The sequence below is a fragment of the Porphyrobacter sp. MBR-49 genome (assembly GCF_053628655.1).
In genome coordinates this window covers 151,257-172,464 of the sequence record NZ_JBRJGU010000003.1, presented here as the reverse complement: position 1 = coordinate 172,464, position 21,208 = coordinate 151,257, and the positions used below count along the sequence as shown (strand labels likewise).

The window sequence follows — 21,208 nt, the reverse complement described above, 5'->3', positions numbered from 1 at the left end:
GCAATCGAGAGGGATCATATGGCACAGCAGCGCAGCATCTTCATCACCGGCGGGGCATCGGGCATTGGCCGCGCCGTCGCGCTACATTTCGGCGCGCACGGGTGGTTTGTCGGGATTGCCGATGTCAACGAAGCCGGGATGGCTGAAACGCTATCCCTGATCGATGGCGATGCAAAATTCGCGCACCGGCTTGATGTGCGTGACCGCGCGGCTTGGGACGATGTGCTGGCGGCCTTTGCCGCCGCGGCAGGCGGGCGGATTGACGCGATGATCAACAATGCCGGGATCGGCACCGGCGGCGCTTTGGCCGAATTGAGCAAGGACGAGATCGACTCCTGCCTCGACATCAATCTGCGCGGGGTGCTGTATGGCGCGCAGGCGGCCTACCCCTATCTCAAGGCAAGCGCGCCCGGATCGGCGCTGGTCAACATCGCCAGCGCGGCGGGGCTTAACGGCGGCAGCGGGATGAGCGTTTACAGCGCGACAAAGTTCGGGGTGCGCGGGATTGCCGAAAGCCTTGATGCCGAATGGGCGCCGGACGGGATCAAAGTCTCCTCGATCTGCCCCAGCTTCATCGATACCCCGCTGCTGGATGGCACCGGCAATCGCAACGCCAACGAGGATATCCGCACGCGGGTCAAAGCCGCAGGGCTGGAAATCACTCCGGTAGAGCAGGTCGCCGAGGCGGTGTGGAACGCGGTCCACGGTGATGATCTGCACTATCTGGTCGGCAAGACCGCGCGCCAGCTGGCCTTTGCCAAGCGCTGGATGCCCGGCAAGGTGCGCAAACAGCAACGCGCCGCCGGGCGGCAGGGGTTGCTGGGGAAGTAAGTTAAGCGACGGATGCAACCGGGTAGTGCTGAAACGGTCGCGCCAGCGACCGCAAGGCCGACTGGCCGCCCGCAGCGATGCGACCTTCAGGTCGCATGAGCGAGGATACCGCACGCCGGACGGCGTGCGAAATCACAAAAGCGCATCAATCGCGTGCGCCAGCCGCACGTCGCGGTGGGACAAGCCGCCGCTTGGCCCGGCATCATGCGTGGTCAGGGTCACTTCGACCTTGGCATAGACGTTGAACCATTCGGGGTGGTGATCCTGCGCCTCGGCCAGCAGGGCGACGCGGCTCATGAAGCCCCAGGCCTCAGAGAAATCATTGAACTGGAACGTGCGGGTGATCGCCTTGCCATCGCGCGTCAGGCTCCATGCAGGATGATCGGCGAGGAGTTGTTCGATTTCGCTGGGGTCGAGTTCGGGGACGGCCATGGCGCAGGTTCCTTGTTGGGTGTCGCTTGTTTGCAGGCGCTCTTTTCCCTAACGCGGCAAGCCAATGCAAGCACCCTCGCCCGCCCTGTCTGTGCATGACCTCGCCTGTCGGCGGGGTGAGCGGTTGCTGTTCCGGCGGCTGTCCTTCGCCTTGGAAGCTGGCGCGGCGTGCCATGTGACGGGCGCGAATGGCACGGGCAAGACCACGCTGATCCGCGCGCTGGCGGGGCTGATGACGCCCTATGCGGGTGAGGTTCGGCGCGAGGGCGCGCTGGGGTTGCTCGATGAAGCCAGCGGGCTTGATCCCGATCTGCCATTGGGCCGCGCGCTGGCGTTCTGGGCGCAGATCGACCGGGCCGGGTTCCTCGCGCTGGAAAGCTGCTGTGATCGGCTCGGTCTGGGCGGCCTGCTCGAAGTGCCGGTGCGGTTTCTTTCGACCGGGCAGAAGAAGCGCGCCGCGCTCGCCCGCCTGGTCGGCCAGCAGGCGCAAATCTGGCTGCTGGATGAGCCGTTGTCGGGCCTCGACGCCGCCTCGCAGACGCTCGTCAGCGCGTTGGTGCGCGAACACCGCGATGGCGGCGGGATCGCGCTGATCGCATCGCACCAGATGCTCGATGTGCCGAGGATGACGAGTTTCGCCATCGAGGACTTCGCGCCTCAGGAGCACGGCGCATGATCGCCGCGCTTCTCAAACGCGATCTGGCGCAACTCTTCCCCTTCACGGGAAGTGGTGCAGCCCTGCCGGTGGTGTTCTTCGTCGCGGTGGCGATGCTGTTCCCCTTCGCGGTTGGGCCGGATGCCAATCTGCTGGCGCGGACGGGCGGCGGGGTGGTGTGGATCGCGGCGCTGCTGGCGGCGATCCTGCCGCTGGAAAAGCTGGTGGCGCGCGATATTGAACTCGGTTTCTTCGACCAGTTGAAACTGCGTGGCATGGCGGAAGAAGCGATGATGGCAGTGCGGCTGATCGCCCACTGGCTCAGCTTTGGCCCGCCGCTGGTACTGGCGACCTTCCCCGCGGCGGCGCTGCTGAAGATCGAGGGCGAGACCTTGCAGATTTTGGCTGTAGGCCTGCTGGTCGGGACACCGGGGCTGGCGGCAATCGGGTTGATGATCGCCGCGCTCACCGCCTCCTTGCGCGCAGGCGCGGCACTGTCCGGCCTGCTGCTGATCCCGCTTGCGCTGCCGATCCTGATTTTCGGCGCGGGCGCGCTGGCGCGTCAGGATCAGGTCAGCCTCGGCTTCGTCGCCGCAATCAGCCTAGCGCTGGTGGCCATCGCCCCATTTGCCGCCGGAGCCGCAATCCGCGCGGCGCGGGAGAACTGACTACCATCGTCACCCCGGACTTGATCCGGGGTCCAGCTTATTCAACGCGGGAACAATTGGCGGCTCGCATTCTCGATCAGATCGCGCATTGTCGCTGCCCGGAGATCAAAAGGAAGCGGGATCCCGGATCAAGTCCGGGATGACGCAGTGTTGTCTCGGCCCTCAGGGCCGCAAGGGCGCCAAAGAGATGGGGCGCCCGCCCGCAGCGGGGGCAGCTTTGCTGCCCGTCTAGCGAGGATCGCGCGCCCGGAGGGGCGTGCGAAAAACCTAAACGTAAGGCGGGCAATCCCGACCCGTCGGGCTTTTCGTGAAAATCTCGTTGCCCGTGTCGGTGATCGCAATCGAATGTTCGAACTGCGCGCTCAGCGACTTGTCGCGCGTCACCGCGGTCCAGCCATCGCCCAGCACCTTGGCCCAAGGCTTGCCGAGGTTGATCATCGGTTCGATGGTGAAGAACATCCCCGGCTTCAATTCCGGCCCCGTCCCGGCCTTGGCCGCGTGGACCACTTCGGGCGCGTCGTGGAACAGGCGGCCGACGCCGTGGCCGCAAAATTCGCGCACCACGCCGTAACGGAATTGGTTGGCGTGGGCTTCAATCGCCGCGCCGATATCGCCCAGCCGCGCGCCGGGTTGTGCTGCCGCGATGCCCAGCATCAGGCATTCATAGGTGACTTCGACCAGCTTCTTCGCCTTCAACGACGGCTCACCCGCGTAGAACATCCGCGATGTGTCGCCGTGCCAGCCATCGACCAGCGGGGTCACGTCAATGTTGAGAATGTCACCATCCTTCAACACCTTGTCACCCGGAATGCCGTGGCAGATCACGTGGTTGATCGAAATGCACGACGAATGCGCATAGCCGCGATAGCCGAGCGTCGCGGGCACCGCGCCTGCATCCAGCATCATACCCCGGATCGCATCGTCGATGCTGCCGGTAGTAACGCCGGGCCTGACCAGATCAACGCAGGCATCAAGGATTTCGGCGGCCAGCCGCCCCGCCTTGCGCATCGCGTCAAAGCCTTCTGGCCCATGCAGTTTGATGGTGCCGTCGCGGTAAACGGTCTGATCGCTGTCAACGAGTTGGTATTGGTGCATAGCGGCCATATAGCGCCGCGCGCGGCGAAAAGCTACATTTCACGCGCATGGGCCAGCGGCCACGTCATCTGCGCCCAAACTTCCGCCCAGACCCCGGCTAGACCCCTTCTAGGCCCGCCTTGGTCAATGTTTCACGTGAAACATTCGGCTTGCCGCCATCGCGCTGCCGGGCAATCTCAATCTATGGGTGACAAGCCGCCAGCCGCGATTATGAAACAGGCATGAGCAAACCCAAAGCACTGATCCAGCCCGATCGCGGAGCCGACGCGATTGCCATCCATCTGGTGAACAAGGATGGCTTTGCCGCCTTCACCAAGACCCTGTCGGCTGGCCAGCGGGCAAGCCTTGCGGGCCAGAAGTTTGAAGGCGGCGGCTATCAGGTCGGGATCGTCCCCGATGGCGATAGCTGGTTCGCGGTGGGCGGGGTTGCCGACCCCGAAAGCCTGTCGAGCTGGTGCCTTGCCAAGCTGGCGGAAGACCTGCCCGAGGGAACCTATCGTGTGGCGAATGGCGCTGAAGGTTCTGGCCCCGGCCCGGCGATGTTCGGCTGGATCACCGGGCAATATCGCTTTGCCCGCTATCGCAGCGATGACAAGCCGGTAGGCGCGCGGGTGCTACTGACCACGCAGGTCGGGCAAATCGGCGCTGTCACAGCCGAGGCCGAGGCCGAATGTCTGGTGCGCGATCTGGTCAACACCCCGCCCGAAGACATGGGGCCAGCCGCGCTGGAGGCCGAGTGCGAGCGGCTTGCCAAGGCGCACAAGGCGCAGCTCACCGTCGTGCGCGGCGATGCTTTGGAACAAGGCTATCCGATGGTTCATGCGGTCGGGCGCGCCGCCACGCGCCACCATGCGCCGCGGCTGATGCACCTTGTGTGGGGCAAGGACAGCGACCCGGTGCTCGCCATCGTGGGCAAGGGGGTGAGTTTCGATACTGGCGGGCTGGATATCAAGCCGTCGTCAGGAATGCGGCTGATGAAGAAGGACATGGGCGGCGCGGCCCACGCGCTGGCGCTGGCCGATCTGATCATGGGCGCGGGGCTGAAGGTGCGGCTGCATCTGCTGATCCCGGCGGTGGAAAACGCGATTTCGGGTTCGTCCTTCCGCCCCGGCGATGTGCTCAAGAGCCGTCAGGGCCTGACGGTTGAGATCCACAATACCGATGCCGAAGGGCGGCTGATCCTCGGCGATGCGCTGACCCGCGCGAGCGAGGAGAACCCCGATCTGATCGTCGATTTTGCCACGCTGACCGGCGCGGCGCGGGTGGCGCTTGGCCCCGATTATCCGGCGATGATGGCGCGCAGTGACGCAACGGCGGAGGCGTTTCTGGCGGCGGGCACAGCCAATGATGATCCGCCCTGGCGCCTGCCCCTGCCCGAGGCTTACCGCGAATACCTATCATCGGACGTCGCCGATATGACCAACGCCTCGGCCAATCCCTTTGCCGGGGCGAGCGTCGCTGGATTGTTCCTCGACCGGTTCGTGACAGAAGGGCTGGACTGGGTGCATTTCGATACCTTCGCGTGGAACCCCGCGCCCAAGCCCGGACGCGCGCGCGGCGGGCGCGGTTTGGGGCTGCGCGCTGCCTGGCACGCGATTAAGGCGCGTTATGACGGGTGACGGTGATGGCCGCCCGCTTGCTCTGATCGCGACTTGTCGCTAACGGGCCTCCCACGCCGCCGCCGGGGAAAGCGCGGCCACACCGACTTTAGCTGACGGAACGCAAATGAGCGGCGCGACGCGCGAGGAAACGGAATACGCTGTGCCTGCGGGCGTGCTGGGTCTGAAAGGCCCGGTCGAAAAGCCTGCGCCCGGCGCGCTGCCGCTGCGCGGGGATCTGGCGCATATCGCGCTCGCCGGAACGCATCTCGCCGCGCATTACGTGATCCCGCAGGTGCGCGTGGTGGGCGAAGCTGGCGCAGGCCTGCGGATCGCCCCGCGCGATGATAGCGAGGTGTTTGCGCAGCTTGCCCCCGGCACAAGGTTCGAATTGCTCGATGTCGCTGGCGGATGGGTATGGGGCTGCCCCGGCCCGCACGGCCCCGCAGGCTGGTGCCGGACGGGCGAACTCGCCCCGGAAGGCGCGTAGGCCATGGCGATCCGCCTGTTCATCGACGGTGCGGCAGGCACCACCGGCCTTGAGATTCGCGAGCGGTTGCAGGGGCGCGATGAGTTCGATCTGATCGTGCTCAACGATGCCCAGCGCAAGGACGAAGCCGCGCGCCGCGATGCGCTCCACGCCGCCGATATTGCGATTCTGTGCCTGCCGGATGAGGCCGCGAAAGAGGCGGTGAAGCTGGCTGAAGGGTCTGGCACCCGCATCATCGACGCCTCATCGGCGCACCGCGTGGCCGAGGGGTGGACTTACGGTTTCCCCGAAATCATCGGGCGCTCTGCCATCGCCAACGCGCGGTTGGTGAGCAATCCCGGCTGTTATCCCACCGGCTTCCTCGCGCTAATCGCGCCGCTGGTGCGCGCGGGTTTGTTGCCCGTCGACTGGCCCTATACCGTCAACGCGGTGAGCGGATATTCGGGCGGCGGCAATGCCTTGATTGCCCGGTTCGAAGCCGAAGGCGCGCCCGCGTTCCGCTCCTATGGGTATGACATGGCGCACAAACATCGCCCGGAAATGCAGCTGCACGCGGGCCTGGAACATGGCGTGATTTTCGCCCCCGCAGTCGTCCCGGCCTATCGCGGGATGGTGGTCGAAGTGCCACTGCATCTTGGCGCGATGCGCGGTGAGCCGACCGCCGACCAATTGCGCGATGCGCTCGGCCAGTTCTACGCCGGATCAGAAGTGATTTCGGTTAGTAAAAATTGTGACGCGGGCGAGATTCTACTGGAACGCGCGGCCGCGCCGTCCGATTCGATGACGCTGCACGTCTTTGGCAACGACGGGGGCTGGCACGCCCGCCTTGTCGCCGTGCTCGACAACCTCGGCAAAGGCGCATCGGGCGCGGCGATCCAGAACCTCAACCTGATGTGCAGCCTGCCCGAAACCACCGGCTTGCGCCTCGGGCCTGCTTAAAATTTAGGCAAGCCCCGATCAGATGCTGTGCACCATTGCGCAGTGCACCATAATCTTGCTAACCGCTGGCCTTCGACGAAAGACATCCTTCGTCCTGAGTCTTCAGGCGGCAAGGATCGTTCAATGCGAGCACCATGATGCTTGGCACGATTCTTGTTAAGAATTGGTCAGCAATCAGCCAGGCGCGGATGGGGAAAACGTGAAAAAGATCGAAGCGATCATCAAACCCTTCAAGCTCGACGAAGTGAAGGAGGCGCTGCACGAAATCGGCGTGTCCGGCATCACCGTCATCGAAGCCAAGGGTTTTGGCCGCCAGAAAGGCCATACCGAACTCTATCGCGGCGCTGAATATGTCGTCGATTTCCTGCCCAAGGTAAAACTTGAGGTGGTGGTGTCCGATGATCAGGCCGAACGTGTGGTCGAAGCCATCGCCGCCGCCGCGCAGACCGGCCGCATCGGCGACGGCAAGATTTTCGTCACCGCGATCGAAAGCGCGCTGCGCATCCGCACCGGCGAAACCAACGACGATGCGATCTGATTTTCCACCCTCTCCTGCCTGCCGCAATGGCAGGCCGGCTTTGCCTAACACGCCAGAATAACCCGGAGTCACCAAACAAATGTCAAAAGCAAAAGACGTCCTGAAACTGATCAAGGACGAAGAAATCGAGTGGATCGATCTGCGCTTCACCGACCCCAAGGGCAAGTGGCAGCACCTGACCATGGTCGCCGGCGTCATGGGCGAAGACGAGCTGGAAGACGGGTTGATGTTCGATGGTTCGTCAATCGCAGGCTGGAAGGTGATCAACGAATCCGACATGATCCTGAAGCCCGATCTGACCGAAACCTGGATCGACCCATTCAGCGCTTCGCCGATGCTGATCATCAACTGCGACATTGTTGAGCCATCAACCGGCGATTGGTACGCGCGCGATCCGCGCACCACGGCCAAGCGCGCCGAAGTCTACCTGAAATCAACCGGGATCGGTGATACCGTCTATGTCGGCCCCGAGGCTGAATTCTTCATGTTCGACGATGTGCGGTTTGAAGATGGCTATGCCGGTTCAGGCTTTGCGATCGACGATATCGAATTGCCGGGCAACACTTCGAAGGAATATGACGGCGGCAACATGGGCCACCGCCCGCGCGCCAAGGGCGGTTACTTCCCGGTCGCGCCGGTCGACAGTGCCGTGGATATCCGCGGCGAAATGGTCACCACGATGCTCGAAATGGGCCTTCCGTGTGACAAACACCACCACGAAGTCGCCGCGGCGCAGCACGAATTGGGCCTGACCTTCGGCACGCTGGTGCAGACCGCCGACCGGATGCAGATCTACAAATATGTCGTGCATCAGGTTGCCCACGCCTATGGCAAGACCGCAACCTTCATGCCCAAGCCGATCAAGGACGATAACGGGTCGGGGATGCACACCCACATCTCGATCTGGAAAGAAGGCAAGCCGATGTTTGCCGGCAATGAATATGCTGGCCTGTCGGAAATGTGCCTGTTTTTCATCGGCGGCGTGATCAAGCATGCCAAGGCGCTGAATGCCTTCACCAACCCGACCACAAACAGCTATAAACGGCTGGTTCCGGGCTTCGAAGCGCCGGTGCTGCTGGCCTATTCGGCGCGCAACCGTTCGGCGTCTTGCCGCATTCCGTACGGATCGGGCGACAAAGCCAAGCGCGTGGAATTCCGTTTCCCCGACGCGATGGCGAACCCCTACCTGTGCTATGCGGCGCTGCTGATGGCGGGGCTCGACGGGATCGAGAACAAGATCCACCCGGGCGAGGCGATGGACAAGAACCTATATGATCTGCCCCCGGCCGAACTCGCCGAGGTGCCGACGGTGTGCGGTTCCTTGCGTGAAGCACTCGATTCGCTGGCGGCCGATTACGAATTCCTGCTCAAGGGCGACGTGTTCACCAAAGATCAGATCGATGCCTATGCTGAACTGAAGTGGGAAGAGGTGATGCGCACCGAAACCACCCCGTGCCCGGTCGAATATGACATGTATTATTCGATGTGATTTTGCGCCTCTCAACCCGCCACGGGCAGAGGCAGTCTGGTAAAATGCAATGGGCCGTCCGGTGATCCGGGCGGCCCTTTTTCTCAAATGTCACCCCTTTCTCTGCCCTTCGCGCAAGGCTATGGCCGCGTGCGTGTCACAACATCAGGAACAATCATGACCAATTCAATCCTGCTGGTGGCCGGGGGGCTGGTGCTGCTGGCACTGGGCGGCGAATTGCTGGTGCGTGGCGCGGTGGGGATGGCGGCACGGCTGGGCATATCGCCCTTGCTCGCCGGGCTTACCATCGTTGGCTTTGGCACCTCGATGCCCGAACTGGCCACCAGTGTGCAGGCCGCGATGGGCGGCTCACCGGGGATTGCGCTTGGGAATGTGATCGGGTCGAATGTCGCCAACAGTCTGCTTGTGCTTGGGGTGTCGGCGCTGATCCTGCCGATCGCGGTCAACCCGGCATCATTCAAGCGCGATTCGATCGCCATGGGCGGGGCCGCTCTGCTGGCGACAGGGGCAGTGATGCTCGGCGTGATCGGGATGGTGCCGGGCGCCATCCTGTTTTGCGCGCTCGCGGGCTATATCTGGTGGGCGTACAAGTCCGAAAGCGCGTCGGATGACGATGAAGCGCACCGCCACGAAGCCGAAGCTGAAGAACACACCGTGCCGCCCGATACGGGCCCGGTGGTGTTGGGCGGACTGATTATCGCCGGTCTTGCCGCCGCGATTTTCGGTGCAGGACTGCTGGTTGACGGCGCAGTCGTGCTGGCGAGCGCGGCTGGGGTTTCGCAAAGCGTGATCGGCCTCACCGTGGTCGCAATCGGCACCAGCCTGCCCGAACTGATCGCTTGCGTGATCGCGGTGATCCGTAAGCACGGCGATGTCGCTCTGGGCAATGTCGTGGGGTCGAACATCTACAACCTGTGCGGTATTCTGGGCCTTACCGCGATGATCCATCCGATTGAGGTGCCTGCCGAAATTGCCAGGATCGATGTCTGGGTGATGCTTGGCGTGACCGCGCTGCTGATCGTGCAACTGCGCAGCGGCTGGCGGCTGTCGCGGGTTGAAGGTGCGTTGCTGGTCAGCCTGTTCGCGGGTTACACGGTGTTCCTGCTGATGCGGTGAGGTGGTTGGCGGGACGGCTCATTCGTCGAGCATGCCCGGGAGTGTCATTAATTTCGTGTTTGGGCGGGCATAATGGATCAAAAGGAGACCCACTATGTCACGACGCAAAGCACCCAGTATTCCGAATGAACTTCTCGACCAGTTGCTTGCTGGCAGCGATGTCAGTGCGGCATTTGACCAGGGAGGTCTGTTCGATGCGTTGAAGAAGGCGCTGTCCGAACGGGCGCTCAATGCCGAGATGGACCATCATCTGGCCACTGATGAGCAGGCAGGCAATATCCGCAACGGCTATGGCCAGAAGTCTGTGTTTACCGACAACGGCAAGATCGACATCGAGATTCCGCGCGACCGATCCGGCAGCTTCGATCCGCAACTGATCGGCAAATACCAGCGCCGCTTTCCCGGTTTCGATGACAAGATCGTCGCGATGTATGCACGTGGTATGAGCACGCGTGAGATCACCAGCTGTCTGCGTGAGTTGTACGGTCTCGACGTATCGCCCGACCTGATATCGACGGTGACTGATGCGGTGCTCGAAGAGGTTGCGGCCTGGCAGGCGCGTCCGCTTGATCCGGCCTATCCGCTGGTGTTCTTTGACGCGATCCGGGTCAAGATCCGCGACGAAGGCCTGGTGCGTAACAAAGCCATCCACATTGCCCTGGGTGTCCGCGCCGATGGCCGCAAGGAAGTCCTGGGGTTATGGATCGAGGAGAATGAAGGCGCCAAGTTCTGGCTGCGCGTCATGAACGAGCTCAAGAACCGCGGCGTCGACGACATCATGCTGGCAGTGGTCGACGGCCTCAAGGGCTTCCCCGATGCGATCACGGCAGTGTTCCCTGATGCTGTCGTTCAGACATGCATCGTCCATCTGCTGCGCAACTCGATGAGCTTTGTGTCCTGGAAAGACAGGAAGCCCCTGGCAAAGGCGCTGAAGGCCATTTACCGTGCCGCCGATGCCAAAGCCGCAGAAGAGGCCCTCGTCGCCTTTGAGGCCAGCGAATGGGGCCAGAGTTATGGCGCTATCGCCCAGAGCTGGCGGCGCGCCTGGGCCGAGGTCGTCCCGTTCTTCGCGTTCCCGGCCGAAGTGCGCCGGATTATCTATACGACCAACGCGATCGAGGCGCTGAACTCCAAGCTGCGCCGGGCGGTCCGGGCCAGAGGGCACTTCCCGAGTGACGACGCCGCAATGAAACTGCTCTATCTGATCTTGAACAGATCGGAAAAAGAGTGGAAGATGCCGCCTCGTGAATGGACCATGGCAAAGGCCCAGTTCGCCGTCATGTTCGGTGAGCGCTTTACCAAAGCCATGGCGGCGTAATGTTAAACCGCCCGCCCAAACACGAAATTAATGACACTCCCGCATGCCCCGCTTGGTTGCCGCGATGAACGATCCCACAAGCGAGAACCCCCAAAAAAGGCTGAGCCAATCCAGCGCAGACGGTGCACTGACGAGGCCAAGATACCCCACTGCTGCCCAGCTGCCCCCGATTGCCAGCATGAAGCCATAAGTCCAGACAGCCGATTCGAGGGTCGCCGCGCGCACCAGCTCGTCCATAAGGGGCAGGCTCTTCATCCAGAACGCCAAACCTACGATCATCAACACGAAGAAAATTACCCCGCCGGCCATCGGATTCAGCCAAATGCTGGGTCCTGATAACGTCAGGACAATCAGAGCCAGCCCCAGAAATACGACTGCCGCAGTCTGCAAGAGATAGAGCGAACGGGAATCCTCAAGGTCCTGCGCATTCGGACCCGTCAGGAAATTCTGCCCGACCTTGGGCGCGGCAAGCACTGCCAGCAGGATCAGTCCAACAATCAGGTATAAGCCCCCGATGCTGAGCGCTACGATGCCCGACAGGCCGAGTGCGTCCAGCATGGAGGTGTCGATATCCAATCCAGTCCTGGCGACAAGTTTACCGACAAGATAGCCGACCAAACCGCCGAAAATGCTCAGAATCACCGTACCCTTAAGGCCCTTGGGTCGCCATTTTCCGCCCGCTTGTACATTGCCATCCGTCGTCATTGTTCGGGCTCCCAATCATCAATAAACAGCTCGGGCACGCTCACCGCGAACAGCTTTGCCATACGCAGCGCCAGCGGCAGCGAGGGGTCGTATTTGTCGGTTTCGACCGCGTTGATGGTCTGCCGCGACACACCCAGCCGCCGGGCCAATTCGCCTTGGCTCCAGCCGTGCGCCTCGCGATATTCCTTCAAGCGGTTGAGCAAATCGGTTTCCCCTTGCAGCGATTCGTTCCTGTAAAGAGCTCTTTACTGTAAAGACCTCTTGTCAGTCAAGAGATCTTTACAGGAACGACCCATCCAGCCTGCACAATTCGGCTCCCCCCGCCGACGATTCCCGTTGGAATTCGCGTAGCTCCTGTGGGGCCTTGGGGGAAATTCGATGCCATTCTTGAAGATGCTTGCCGGTCTGGCCTTGCTCGCGGCACCAGTAATCGCGTCTAGACAAAGTCCGGCGGTTGAAGCCGCGCGCGCTGCCGCAGCGCAATACGACAACGAAGGTGCTCGGGCGATCGTGACCGAAGCCTGCGACGCTGGCGACAGAGCTGCCACTGACGCGCAACGGACCGCCGCGTGGGAACAGGCGCGCCGCGCCTATCGTCAGGGCTGCGACACCGGCGACCGCGACAGCTGCGTGGTGCTGGCCGACATGATGATCGATGGGCGCGGCGGCGACATCGATCGCGCCGGAGCCGCCGCCTTGCTCGAAGCGGAATGCGCACGGGACTATTACGCCTGCGAAACCCTGCTCACCGCGCTCAAACCGTAACCCTGACGCACGAAGGCCGCCCGGTTGCCCGGACGGCCTACTGCCCCCCATTGGTCACAGGCCCGCCCGCAGCCGCGATCTGTTCGGCGGTGTGGAGTGCGACCTTGCCGCCAACCTCGGCCAGCACGGCGGAGGTGTCGAACCACGCTTTGCGGATCGTCACACACGCCCCGGCCACGCTCGCATGGTCCGCGCCATAGGCCGGGTGCAATCATCGGGCAGGAATGACCCCTCCGGCAAGCAATCAGGTGCCGCGCGGGCGATTTTGCATTTTCCTACACCACCTTTTTCTGCCTAGTCAGGAGACCTCGTGTTTCCGCCCCCAGCCATCGAGGTGCCCCCATGACCAAAACCGCCGCCCCCGACCGCAAGCCGGTCTTCGACATCATTCACCGCCTGCTTGGACGCGGATTCCGGCAGTCGGAGGTCAGGCAAATCGACGCCGCGCTCGATGACGTTGAAAGGCCGAAACCGGCGCTGGAAAGGGAGCCTGCCACCGCGTCTGTCCCCTCCATTCGCCGCCAGCGCCAGCCGCGCACCATCGGCCCTGCCGGAATCGCCCTGATCAAGCGGTTTGAAGGCTGCGCGCGGCTGCGCACCGATGGGCTGGTCGAGGCCTACCCCGATCCCGGCACCGGCGGCGATCCTTGGACCATCGGCTGGGGCGCGACGGGGCGCGATCATGTGCATGGCGGACGCATCGCCAAGGGCACTGTCTGGACGCAGGCGCAATGCGATGCCCGGCTGACCGATGATCTGGTGCGCTATGCCGCCGATGTTGCGCGCGCGCTGGGGGAAGCCCCCGCCACGCAATCGCAATTCGATGCGTTGGTCAGCTTTCACTACAACACCGGCGCGATTGCCCGTGCGACGCTGACGAAAAAACACATAGTGGGTGACTATCAGGGCGCCGCGCGCGAATTTGCGCGCTGGAACCGCGCGGGCGGGCGGGTGCTCAAAGGGCTTGTGCGTCGCCGCGCGGCTGAGGCTGAACTTTACCTTCAATAATCCCGCGACACTTCCACAAGCACGCTGTCGCGCCCAATGGTCGATACCGTACCCAGCAGCGCCAGCCAGCTGGTGATCCGGTATTCGACCTGAGTGGCGCTGTATCCGCGCCCATCGGTCAGCAATTCGACATAAAGGTTGCGGGTGATATTCTTGCCCAGCGCAACCCCGGTTTCGCGCCCGATCAGCGGATCTGCACTGATGATCCGCAATTGATCCAGCCCGATTGAACGGCGCAGCTCGCCAATCGGGTCAAGTCCTGCGCCGCCGCCCTGCAATGCCGCCAGCGCAGCGGCCAGTTGCACAGCATCGGTCGCTGACAGCGATGTTACCGACCCGCCAAACAGCAGCCGGGACAGGATTTCTTCCTCTGGCAGCGCCGGTTCGCTCGAAAACGCAATCGCGGGCGACTGCGCGTTACCTGTAATCGCAATATCGACATTGGTGCCACTGCGCGATGTTTCGGCAAGGATATCCAGCCGCGGATCAATCGGCTCGTTCTCATCAAACAGGATGCGGCCACGGGTGAGTTCGAACCGGGTTCCGGCGAAGGTGTAATCCCCGCGCACCAACCGCGCACTGCCGCCGATGCGCGGATCATTGACCGTGCCGCGCAGCGCAATGTCGATCCCCCATTCGCTTTCAAGCCCCATGCCGTCCACTGCGACCCGGTTCGGGGCCGTGGCATTGACCAGATAGCGCCATGCGTTGTCCCGCGCCGATACCTGCGTGCGCCCGCCCCCGCCTTCGCCGTTAATTTCGCGCGTGGCGATTTGCGGCAGGGCGACGTCTTCGGCTGCGACCCCCAGTGCCCAGCGCGCGCGATTGATCGTCACACGCCCTGCAATGGTGCCGCCCCGCCCGCTGGAGACGATCCGCAAGGGACCGGTGATGGTCGCCTCCAGCCCGGTTGCGTCCAGCAGCCGCGCATTCCTGGCCGCAGCGCGCAGATCAAGCTGCGGGCCGCGCGTTGCGCTGATCCCGGCCAGATCGACCGTGCCGCTGCCGGTGATTGTTCCGCCGCCGCGCGTGTTTCCGGCAAAGCGGGAGAGTTCGAGCCGCGAACCGGCAAACCGCCCGCGGGCTTTCACCGTTTCGATGCGGGTGCCGGTCACAGCGCTTTCGAGCGTCAGATTATCACTCGCCAGCGTTCCCGATATGCGCGGGTCGCCGAGCGTTCCGGTGGCGCGTGCGGCGATGGTCACTGGGCCGGTGAGGTCGAACGCCTCGATCGCTGCCAGCCGCCACAACGTTTCCGCCGCGCCATCAAACGCCAACCGAGCATCCAGCCGCCCGCGCGTCAGCCGCTCCATCAACGCACCGTCCTCGCCCAACCCGGTGATCCTGACCGCCACATCACCAAGCCGTGCATCGCCTTCAAGAAGGCGTCCGGCTGCCGTCAACCGATCTGCCGAAAGGTCGATGACCCCCAGCACATTGACCGGTTTGGATGACAACACCAGCCCGGCGCGGCTGAAGCGGTCAATCCGCACCCGCGCCGTGGCCGATGGCGGCGCGCGGCCCTGTTGGCGGTAATCAATGACACCCGAAAGCCGCCCGCCCAGCCCAAGCCCCGCCCCCGCCAGATCAAGCAGTCGCAGCGGCATCCGCGCCAGCTTTACCTCTAGCGCGGTCTCATCCCCGCCAAAGCGGCCTTCGGCAATGGCGTAACCACGCGAAAAACCGATCTGCGTTGGGGCAAGCCGCCATCCGCCATCCTCCTGCGCGGTCAGCACCGCGCGGCGCGGCATGGTGATAGCCTCCCCGCCATATTCCCCGCGCACCGCAGCGGCGATTTGTTCGGGCGCGAGTGTGGCATCAAAATTGAGCGCAAAGCGATCTGCCCGCCGCCCGGCAATCGCTCCTGTCACTTTGCCGCGTCCATCATCAATCGCCGCCTTGGCGGTGAGATTGGCAATGTTGAGCGCGCCATATTCCACCCCCGCCGCGCTGATATCGGCATCAACCCGCGCCTTGCCATCGGCATAGCGGCCGGTGGCGGCGATGTCGGCGCGGGCGATGCTGATCGGGGTTTCCCCTGCGAATGCCGCATTGCGGGCGGCCAGATTGACCGCAAAACCAACTGCCCCTGCGGCCTGTGGCCGGAAGTTCACGGTGCCGTTCACCCCGCCGCCCGCCAGCCGCAAGTCGCCCGTCATGCCTGCCTCGCCCAACGTGAGCGCGCCGGTCACATTGGTGCGATAGACTTCAAGCCGGTTGACCGCGATCCTGGCTGGCGCGGCATCAGGCAAAAACAGTTCGAGTGCGCCGGAAAACGGCCCGAGCAGCGATTGGCCTGCGACATCAAACCCGAACCCTTCGTCGCTGGGCGCAAGCGCCACACGCACATCCTTGAGGCCTGCTGCTGGCAAAGGATCGGCCAGCACCATCACCGCGCGCGGGCCATCGGCGGCGATTTCGGCATCGAAGGTGAACGGGCCGTAGTCCGCCTGCCGCCCGCTCCCCGCCAGCGTCGTGCGGGTGCCATCGCTGCCCGGCACCAGCTTGCTATCGAACTGCGCGTGGAGCCGGGCTGAGGTGATCGCCACTTCGCGCAGGATTATCGGTTCGCCTGCCCCCATGCCCAACGCGCCATTAAATCGAATCTGCTCGCCCGCCAGATTGACGATGGTGGGATTGCCGATCGCGTCGAGCACGCCCGCCAGATTGGCGCGCAGGCTCCACGGCACAGTGGGGCCGAACTTGGCAAGGATCTTGGCATTGGCGGTGATATCACCCGCGCCATCAATTTTGAGCCCGCGCGCGGTGACCGGCCCCGCCAGCGCATAGGCTCCAGCTGCCACATCGCCGCGCAGCGCCAGCACCGCCTCCAAACCGGGGAAGGTGATCCGGGCATTATCGGCATCAAGCCGCTGGCGCGCAAAATCATAGGTCAGAGCGCCGCCCAGCCGCCCTTTGACCAATCGCGGATCGGCCAGCGCAATGCCGGTCGTCACCCGCTCAGCCGTCACCGCCAGCGGCACTGAAATCGCTTTGCCATTGAACCGCGCGCTGCCTTCCTGCACCAACCCATCTGCCGTCACGTCACCCGATTGCAGCCGAGCAACATCAATCCGGTGCTTGATCGCCAGGTCATCAAAGTCACCGCTGAGATTGGCGGCCAGCTTGGCACCCTCCAGCCGCAGCCCTGCCCCCAGCAGATCGGGATCGCGCAACGTCAACATCACCCGCGCGCCGTCTACCGCCTTATCCGCCAGATCGACCACCCCGCCGCTGCGCAGGTCAATCGCGTTGGATACCGCCGCCGCGCGCCCTTCGATCACGCTGTCCTTGAGCGCAAAATTCGCGGCCAGCGACAGTTGGTCGCCCAGCGCGCGTGCAACCACGGTTCGGTCACCCAAACCGGCGCGCACCTGCCCCAGCACGCCGTAACGCCCCGCGTCGTTGGAAATCTGGAACGCCGCCACTGGCGCTGTAACCCTGTCGCCATCGGCTGATTTTGCAATGCGCCGCGCCACTGCCACCCCGCGCCAGCGCGCCCAGGTTCCATCCCCGACCACCTTGGCGCTATAGCCCGCCTCAAACCCGGCAAGCCCGGCCAACACCCCGCCTGCAGGCGCAAGATAATCGCCATCAAGATCGAAGCGGTCGCCATCAGGCTCTGCATCCAGCAGCAGCGTAATGCGATCCTGCGCGCCCAATTGCGCCTTGGCATCAATCAGCGCGCGGCCTGCGCGAATATCAACCTTGGCGTGCAGGTTGGCGCGTTCATCGCTGTCGGTCGCCACCCCCTTGGCAATCACCAGGTCTTCCATCGCGAGCTTGTCCACCCGGATATCAAAATCGGGCAGCAATGGTGCATCGGAATCGCCGGGCAGCAGTTCGGGCAGCCGTTCAAGCCGCCCGCGCCGGGTTGTGACCTCACGAATATCCAGCCCGCTCCACAGCCAATGCAGCGGCCGCCAGTCAAGGCGGACTTCGGGAATAGTCAGGAACACGCCTTTGGGGTCGCTTACCTCGACCGATCGCAGCACCGCCTTGCTATAGATATCGCCTTCAATCCGTCCGACCTTGAAGCGCAGGCCCGATGCCGGAGCGGCGGCGGCAATCTGATCGGCAATGACACGCTTGCCGATTGGTGTAGCCAGAAACCCGGCAACCAGCACAAACGGGGCGAGCAACAGCGCCAGCGCCCACCCAAGCCGCTTGCCCCAGCGGCGGCGCTTTGAGGGCGCGGTATCAGGCATATCGGCCATCAGAACGCCTGCCCAAGGCTGACATAGACCACCACCGGGCTATCAAACGGGGTCGGATTGACCGGGGTCGCCACATCGACACGGATCGGGCCGAAGGTGGTCTTGTAACGAATACCAATCCCGGCGCCGACACGAAATTCATCAAACCCGGGGGTCGATCCGCGCCTGACCGAACCCGCATCGATGAACGGAACCACTTCAAGCGCGCCATCGAACAACGGCGTATCGACCCGTGCTTCGAGCGCAAATTCGACTAGCGATGCCCCGCCAATCGGGTTGCCGAAAGCATCGCGCGGGCCAACACCCTGAAACCCGAAACCACGCACCGATGCGCCGCCGCCAGCGTAAAGCCGCCGCGAAGGTGCGATATCATCGGCATCAGCGCCCTGAATGGTTGCCACTCGCACACGCCCGGCCAGCACTGTTGTTCCAACCGACTGGTAGTAGCTGGCATCGCCCTGCGTGCGCAGATAGAACGACCCCGCCCCTTGCGAACGTGACGCTTCCGGGGCGAGATAGAGCGTCGCGCGATAACCACTGGTGGGATCGAGCAGATCATCGCTGCCATCCAATGTGACGCTGCCGAACAGCCCGCCGATCAGAAAGCTGCGGCGCGGCAGCGGGCCTCCAGGTGCTATCCTGACGGTGCGATTGCGCTCGTCAGTATAGAGCAACTCACCGCCGATTTGCCAACTCAGCGGCTTCTGAAACAGCAGGTTCGACACTTTTTCAAAGGTTGCGCGCGTCCCGAAGCCACGCGAATCCACCGCTTGCGTGGTGATGTCGCTGGCAAACAGATCGACGCTCAGCACCTGATCGCGGCCACGGAAATTGTTGCGGCGCACTCCGATGCTGGCAAGCGCTTCGCGCGTGCCAAGGATCGTGCGCAGCCGCAGCGCGCCTTCGGGCGGGAACAGGTTGCGGTGCTCCCATCGACCCTCGACCTTGAAACCATCTTCGGTGCCATACCCGATGGCCCCCGCGATGGTGCGCAGCGGCGCGCGTTCAAACCCGACGTCGAGCACGACTTCGCCCGGTTGATCGCCTTCGGGCGCGCGGGTTTCGCGCGGGGTGACGGTGACGCTCGACACCAACCCGGTGGCGATCACCGCGCGGCGCAGGTCGGTTTCAAGGCTCTGCTGGAACCCATCACCGGGGTCGAACCGGGCGATCCGTGCAAAATGCCGCCCGGACAGGAACCGGGGGTCGCTGCTAACGATTTCGCCAAACACATATTTACCGCCCGGCTGGACATCCAGCGTCAGATCGCCTTCGCTCCGGGCGTGATCGATCAGCAGTTCGGGTTCTTCAATATTGGCAAAGGGATAACCGCTTTCACCCAGCGCCACACGCAGTTCGATCTCGCGCTCTATGATCCGATCGGCATAAAGCGGATCGCCCGGCTTGATCGCGAACGCCGCCATCAACCGGCTGGCGTCAGGCTCCGGCAGAGCAGGCAGCGCGCCGAGGTCAACGCGGCCGAATTGGTAGCGGGTGCCGGGCAGAATATCGAACCGGACGCTGGGCTGTGTGGCGACATTTTCGACATCGGCATCGCCGTTTTCGCGCGCACGGCGGCCACCCGATAGCTGGCGCACCACGTCGCCATCATAATAGCCGTAAGTGCGCAGCATATTACCGAGCAATTCTTCGTCCGCGCGGGCGCTGGAAGCCACCTGCGGCACCGATTCCGGATCGTCGCCGATCTGTCGCAAGTTCGACAACTCTCTGAACCGTTGTATAAACCTACGACCCTCAGGAAAGGCATCCGGCGCCACCGGCACCGCCACCACGACAGTCTTATTGATCCGGATTTCTTCCAGTTCGGGCAACTCAGCCAACACTGGCGCGGCAATGCTGGCGAGCGCTTCAAGCTCGGGATCAGGTTCAAGCGGGGTTGGCGCATCGAGTGTCAGATCGGCAAAAACCGCATCAATGTCAGCCATCAAAGCCGAGTCTGACTGGGAGGCAAGCCCGGTCAAGGCGGGGTCAAGCACGGGGCTGGACGTGTCTAGCGCGAAGCCGACTTCTTCGGATGCTGCGGCCGGATTGGCAACCCCGGCTGCGGCCCAGAGATCGGGGTCATCAACCGCGTCAACCGGGATCAGCGCGTCCAGCGACAGCGGAACCGGCGCTGGTTCGGGCGCAAAATCCGGGGCGGGCAAGGCCTCGCCCGGCGGCTCTGCCGCGGTGCCAACATCCTCTGGCGCGTCTTGTGCCGCCACCGGCACCGCTGTCAGCGCCAGCGCGCCCTGCCCCAATCCTGCGGTGAGTGCGAGAGCAAGCTTGAAAAAGCGGCGGAGCTCAGCTTTCCGGAAACTTGACAGGCTGGCCATCCTTGCCCCGCGCACCGACCAGCGGCGCGTCCTGCGGCTGTCGCGGCGCGGTCGCCGCAGCGATCAGCCGCTGCTGTTCTTCCGCATCCATCAACTGCCAGCCTTCGCGGGTCAGCCGTTCCAGCGGACGGTAACGCACCTTGTATTGCATCCGCGGACTGCCTTCGACCCAATAGCCAAGATAGACATAGGGCAGGCCTTCGGCGGCAGCACGGCGGATGTGATCGAGGATGATGAAATTGCCCAGCCCCGCGCGCGTTTGATGGTCGGGATCATAAAACGAATAGATCATCGACAGGCCATCGCTTTGCCGGTCTGTCAGGCAGGCACCGATCAGCCGCCCCGGACCTCCGCCCAGCCCCGGTTCGCGATATTCGGTCACTACGCTGGACACCGGGGTATGTTCGATCATGTCGGCATAATCGAGTTCATCCATCGCCAACATACCGCCATCAGGATGGCGTGCGCCGAGATATTTCGCCAGCAAGTCAAACTGTTCGTCGGTCGCCCACGGGCGGCATTCGGTGACGATCAGATCATCATTGCGTTTCTGATCGCGTTTTTGCGTGCTTGAAGGCTGGAATTGGCCGGCCACCACCCGCACCGAAACGCAGGCCTGGCAATCGAGGCAGGACGGGCGATAAGCCACCGTCTGACTGCGGCGGAACCCGATGCGGCCCAAAGCCTCGTTCAGCTGATCGGCGTGGGGGCCTTTAAGTTCAGTGAACACCTTGCGTTCGCTGCGCCCCGGCAGATAGGGGCACGGCGCCGGGCTGGTCACGAAGAACCGGGGAAAGCGGATCGGTGCCGTCACGGGTTGGGCGTATCCTTTCACGCGTGAATCGCGTCAGTGCAAGCGTTAAGAAAATCTTATGCCTGCACTGGCCCCGCGGTAAAAGTCCCTTAACCATAAATCCATGCGAATTATACGCGGGAATGCACGGTCTGCCGCACGAAGATCATCGGCGATGGCTTGAATCGGGAGGTTTCGCCTTCCCCGCAAGGCGA

The 21,208-nt window shown here is 63.4% G+C and carries 20 protein-coding genes; 12 read left to right on the top strand and 8 right to left on the bottom strand.

Annotated features, from left to right (window positions below; all coding sequences use genetic code 11):
- Positions 1 to 18: 18 nt before the first annotated feature.
- Positions 19 to 831: an SDR family oxidoreductase gene (locus tag ACSSV3_RS05290; protein WP_354322730.1), complete on the top strand. Its 813-nt coding sequence runs from the start codon at positions 19 to 21 to the stop codon at positions 829 to 831.
- 132 nt (positions 832 to 963) lie between these two features.
- On the opposite strand, the gene ACSSV3_RS05285 is transcribed toward ACSSV3_RS05290, so the two are convergent.
- Positions 964 to 1,263 carry a 4a-hydroxytetrahydrobiopterin dehydratase gene (locus ACSSV3_RS05285; protein WP_354322728.1) on the bottom strand — a complete coding sequence of 100 codons (300 nt, stop codon included), beginning with the start codon at positions 1,261 to 1,263 and terminating at the stop codon, positions 964 to 966.
- 64 nt (positions 1,264 to 1,327) lie between these two features.
- Here ACSSV3_RS05285 and ccmA point away from each other — a divergent pair, with 64 nt between their 5' ends.
- Both ccmA and ACSSV3_RS05275 read left to right on the top strand, forming a co-directional pair.
- Entirely contained in the window at positions 1,328 to 1,939 is a 612-nt protein-coding gene (gene ccmA, locus ACSSV3_RS05280; RefSeq protein ID WP_354322726.1) for a heme ABC exporter ATP-binding protein CcmA, read from the top strand.
- Positions 1,936 to 2,586, top strand: coding sequence for a heme exporter protein CcmB (locus ACSSV3_RS05275; protein ID WP_354322725.1), 651 nt, complete (start codon positions 1,936 to 1,938; stop codon positions 2,584 to 2,586). Before ccmA ends, ACSSV3_RS05275 begins: the two co-directional genes overlap by 4 nt.
- Before the next feature lie 267 nt (positions 2,587 to 2,853).
- Here the strand turns inward: ACSSV3_RS05275 and map are convergent, their stop codons facing one another.
- Complete coding sequence (gene map, locus ACSSV3_RS05270; protein WP_354322723.1) at positions 2,854 to 3,681, bottom strand: type I methionyl aminopeptidase; 828 nt, start codon at positions 3,679 to 3,681, stop codon at positions 2,854 to 2,856.
- Between the two features lie 221 nt (positions 3,682 to 3,902).
- On the opposite strand from map, the gene ACSSV3_RS05265 reads away from it, so the two are divergent.
- From ACSSV3_RS05265 to ACSSV3_RS05235, 7 genes are all read left to right on the top strand, one after another.
- On the top strand, positions 3,903 to 5,300 hold the full coding sequence (locus ACSSV3_RS05265) for a leucyl aminopeptidase family protein (protein WP_354322721.1): 1,398 nt from the start codon (positions 3,903 to 3,905) through the stop codon (positions 5,298 to 5,300).
- 106 nt (positions 5,301 to 5,406) lie between these two features.
- A complete protein-coding gene (locus ACSSV3_RS05260; RefSeq protein ID WP_354322719.1) occupies positions 5,407 to 5,769 on the top strand; it encodes a hypothetical protein in 363 nt (120 codons plus the stop codon).
- Between the two features lie 3 nt (positions 5,770 to 5,772).
- A complete protein-coding gene (gene argC / locus ACSSV3_RS05255) occupies positions 5,773 to 6,708 on the top strand; it encodes an N-acetyl-gamma-glutamyl-phosphate reductase (RefSeq protein WP_354322717.1) in 936 nt (311 codons plus the stop codon).
- 199 nt (positions 6,709 to 6,907) lie between these two features.
- The gene (locus ACSSV3_RS05250; RefSeq protein WP_354322715.1) at positions 6,908 to 7,246 is read left to right on the top strand and encodes a P-II family nitrogen regulator; all 339 of its coding nucleotides are present in this window, start codon (positions 6,908 to 6,910) and stop codon (positions 7,244 to 7,246) included.
- Positions 7,247 to 7,325: 79 nt separating this feature from the next.
- Positions 7,326 to 8,735, top strand: a complete 1,410-nt coding sequence (gene glnA / locus ACSSV3_RS05245; protein ID WP_354322713.1) for a type I glutamate--ammonia ligase — start codon at positions 7,326 to 7,328, stop codon at positions 8,733 to 8,735.
- A gap of 156 nt (positions 8,736 to 8,891) precedes the next feature.
- Positions 8,892 to 9,851 carry a calcium/sodium antiporter gene (locus ACSSV3_RS05240; RefSeq protein WP_354322711.1) on the top strand — a complete coding sequence of 320 codons (960 nt, stop codon included), beginning with the start codon at positions 8,892 to 8,894 and terminating at the stop codon, positions 9,849 to 9,851.
- A 94-nt stretch (positions 9,852 to 9,945) separates the two neighbouring features.
- Positions 9,946 to 11,169: an IS256 family transposase gene (locus tag ACSSV3_RS05235; RefSeq protein ID WP_354322710.1), complete on the top strand. Its 1,224-nt coding sequence runs from the start codon at positions 9,946 to 9,948 to the stop codon at positions 11,167 to 11,169.
- Between the two features lie 27 nt (positions 11,170 to 11,196).
- Here ACSSV3_RS05235 and ACSSV3_RS05230 read toward each other — a convergent pair whose 3' ends face one another.
- Positions 11,197 to 11,874: a hypothetical protein gene (locus ACSSV3_RS05230; protein ID WP_354322708.1), complete on the bottom strand. Its 678-nt coding sequence runs from the start codon at positions 11,872 to 11,874 to the stop codon at positions 11,197 to 11,199.
- On the bottom strand, positions 11,871 to 12,077 hold the full coding sequence (locus ACSSV3_RS05225) for a helix-turn-helix transcriptional regulator (RefSeq protein ID WP_354322706.1): 207 nt from the start codon (positions 12,075 to 12,077) through the stop codon (positions 11,871 to 11,873). The genes ACSSV3_RS05230 and ACSSV3_RS05225 overlap by 4 nt, the downstream gene beginning before the upstream one ends.
- 175 nt (positions 12,078 to 12,252) lie before the next feature.
- Between ACSSV3_RS05225 and ACSSV3_RS05220 the strand changes: the two genes are divergently transcribed.
- Positions 12,253 to 12,639, top strand: coding sequence for a hypothetical protein (locus ACSSV3_RS05220; protein ID WP_354322704.1), 387 nt, complete (start codon positions 12,253 to 12,255; stop codon positions 12,637 to 12,639).
- Between the two features lie 37 nt (positions 12,640 to 12,676).
- Here ACSSV3_RS05220 and ACSSV3_RS05215 read toward each other — a convergent pair whose 3' ends face one another.
- Positions 12,677 to 12,850: a hypothetical protein gene (locus tag ACSSV3_RS05215; RefSeq protein ID WP_454184761.1), complete on the bottom strand. Its 174-nt coding sequence runs from the start codon at positions 12,848 to 12,850 to the stop codon at positions 12,677 to 12,679.
- Positions 12,851 to 12,981: 131 nt separating this feature from the next.
- Here ACSSV3_RS05215 and ACSSV3_RS05210 point away from each other — a divergent pair, with 131 nt between their 5' ends.
- On the top strand, positions 12,982 to 13,647 hold the full coding sequence (locus tag ACSSV3_RS05210; RefSeq protein ID WP_354322701.1) for a lysozyme: 666 nt from the start codon (positions 12,982 to 12,984) through the stop codon (positions 13,645 to 13,647).
- On the opposite strand, the gene ACSSV3_RS05205 is transcribed toward ACSSV3_RS05210, so the two are convergent.
- Genes ACSSV3_RS05205 through ACSSV3_RS05195 form a run of 3 tightly spaced genes read right to left on the bottom strand, consistent with a single transcriptional unit; the run spans position 13,641 to position 21,014 of the window.
- On the bottom strand, positions 13,641 to 17,864 hold the full coding sequence (locus tag ACSSV3_RS05205) for a translocation/assembly module TamB domain-containing protein (RefSeq protein WP_354322699.1): 4,224 nt from the start codon (positions 17,862 to 17,864) through the stop codon (positions 13,641 to 13,643). The genes ACSSV3_RS05210 and ACSSV3_RS05205 overlap by 7 nt on opposite strands.
- A complete protein-coding gene (locus tag ACSSV3_RS05200) occupies positions 17,864 to 20,200 on the bottom strand; it encodes a BamA/TamA family outer membrane protein (RefSeq protein ID WP_354322697.1) in 2,337 nt (778 codons plus the stop codon). The genes ACSSV3_RS05205 and ACSSV3_RS05200 overlap by 1 nt, the downstream gene beginning before the upstream one ends.
- Positions 20,169 to 21,014 (bottom strand): arginyltransferase, encoded by an 846-nt coding sequence (locus tag ACSSV3_RS05195; RefSeq protein WP_354322695.1) that lies wholly within the window; start codon positions 21,012 to 21,014, stop codon positions 20,169 to 20,171. The genes ACSSV3_RS05200 and ACSSV3_RS05195 overlap by 32 nt, the downstream gene beginning before the upstream one ends.
- Between the last annotated feature and the right edge of the window lie 194 nt (positions 21,015 to 21,208).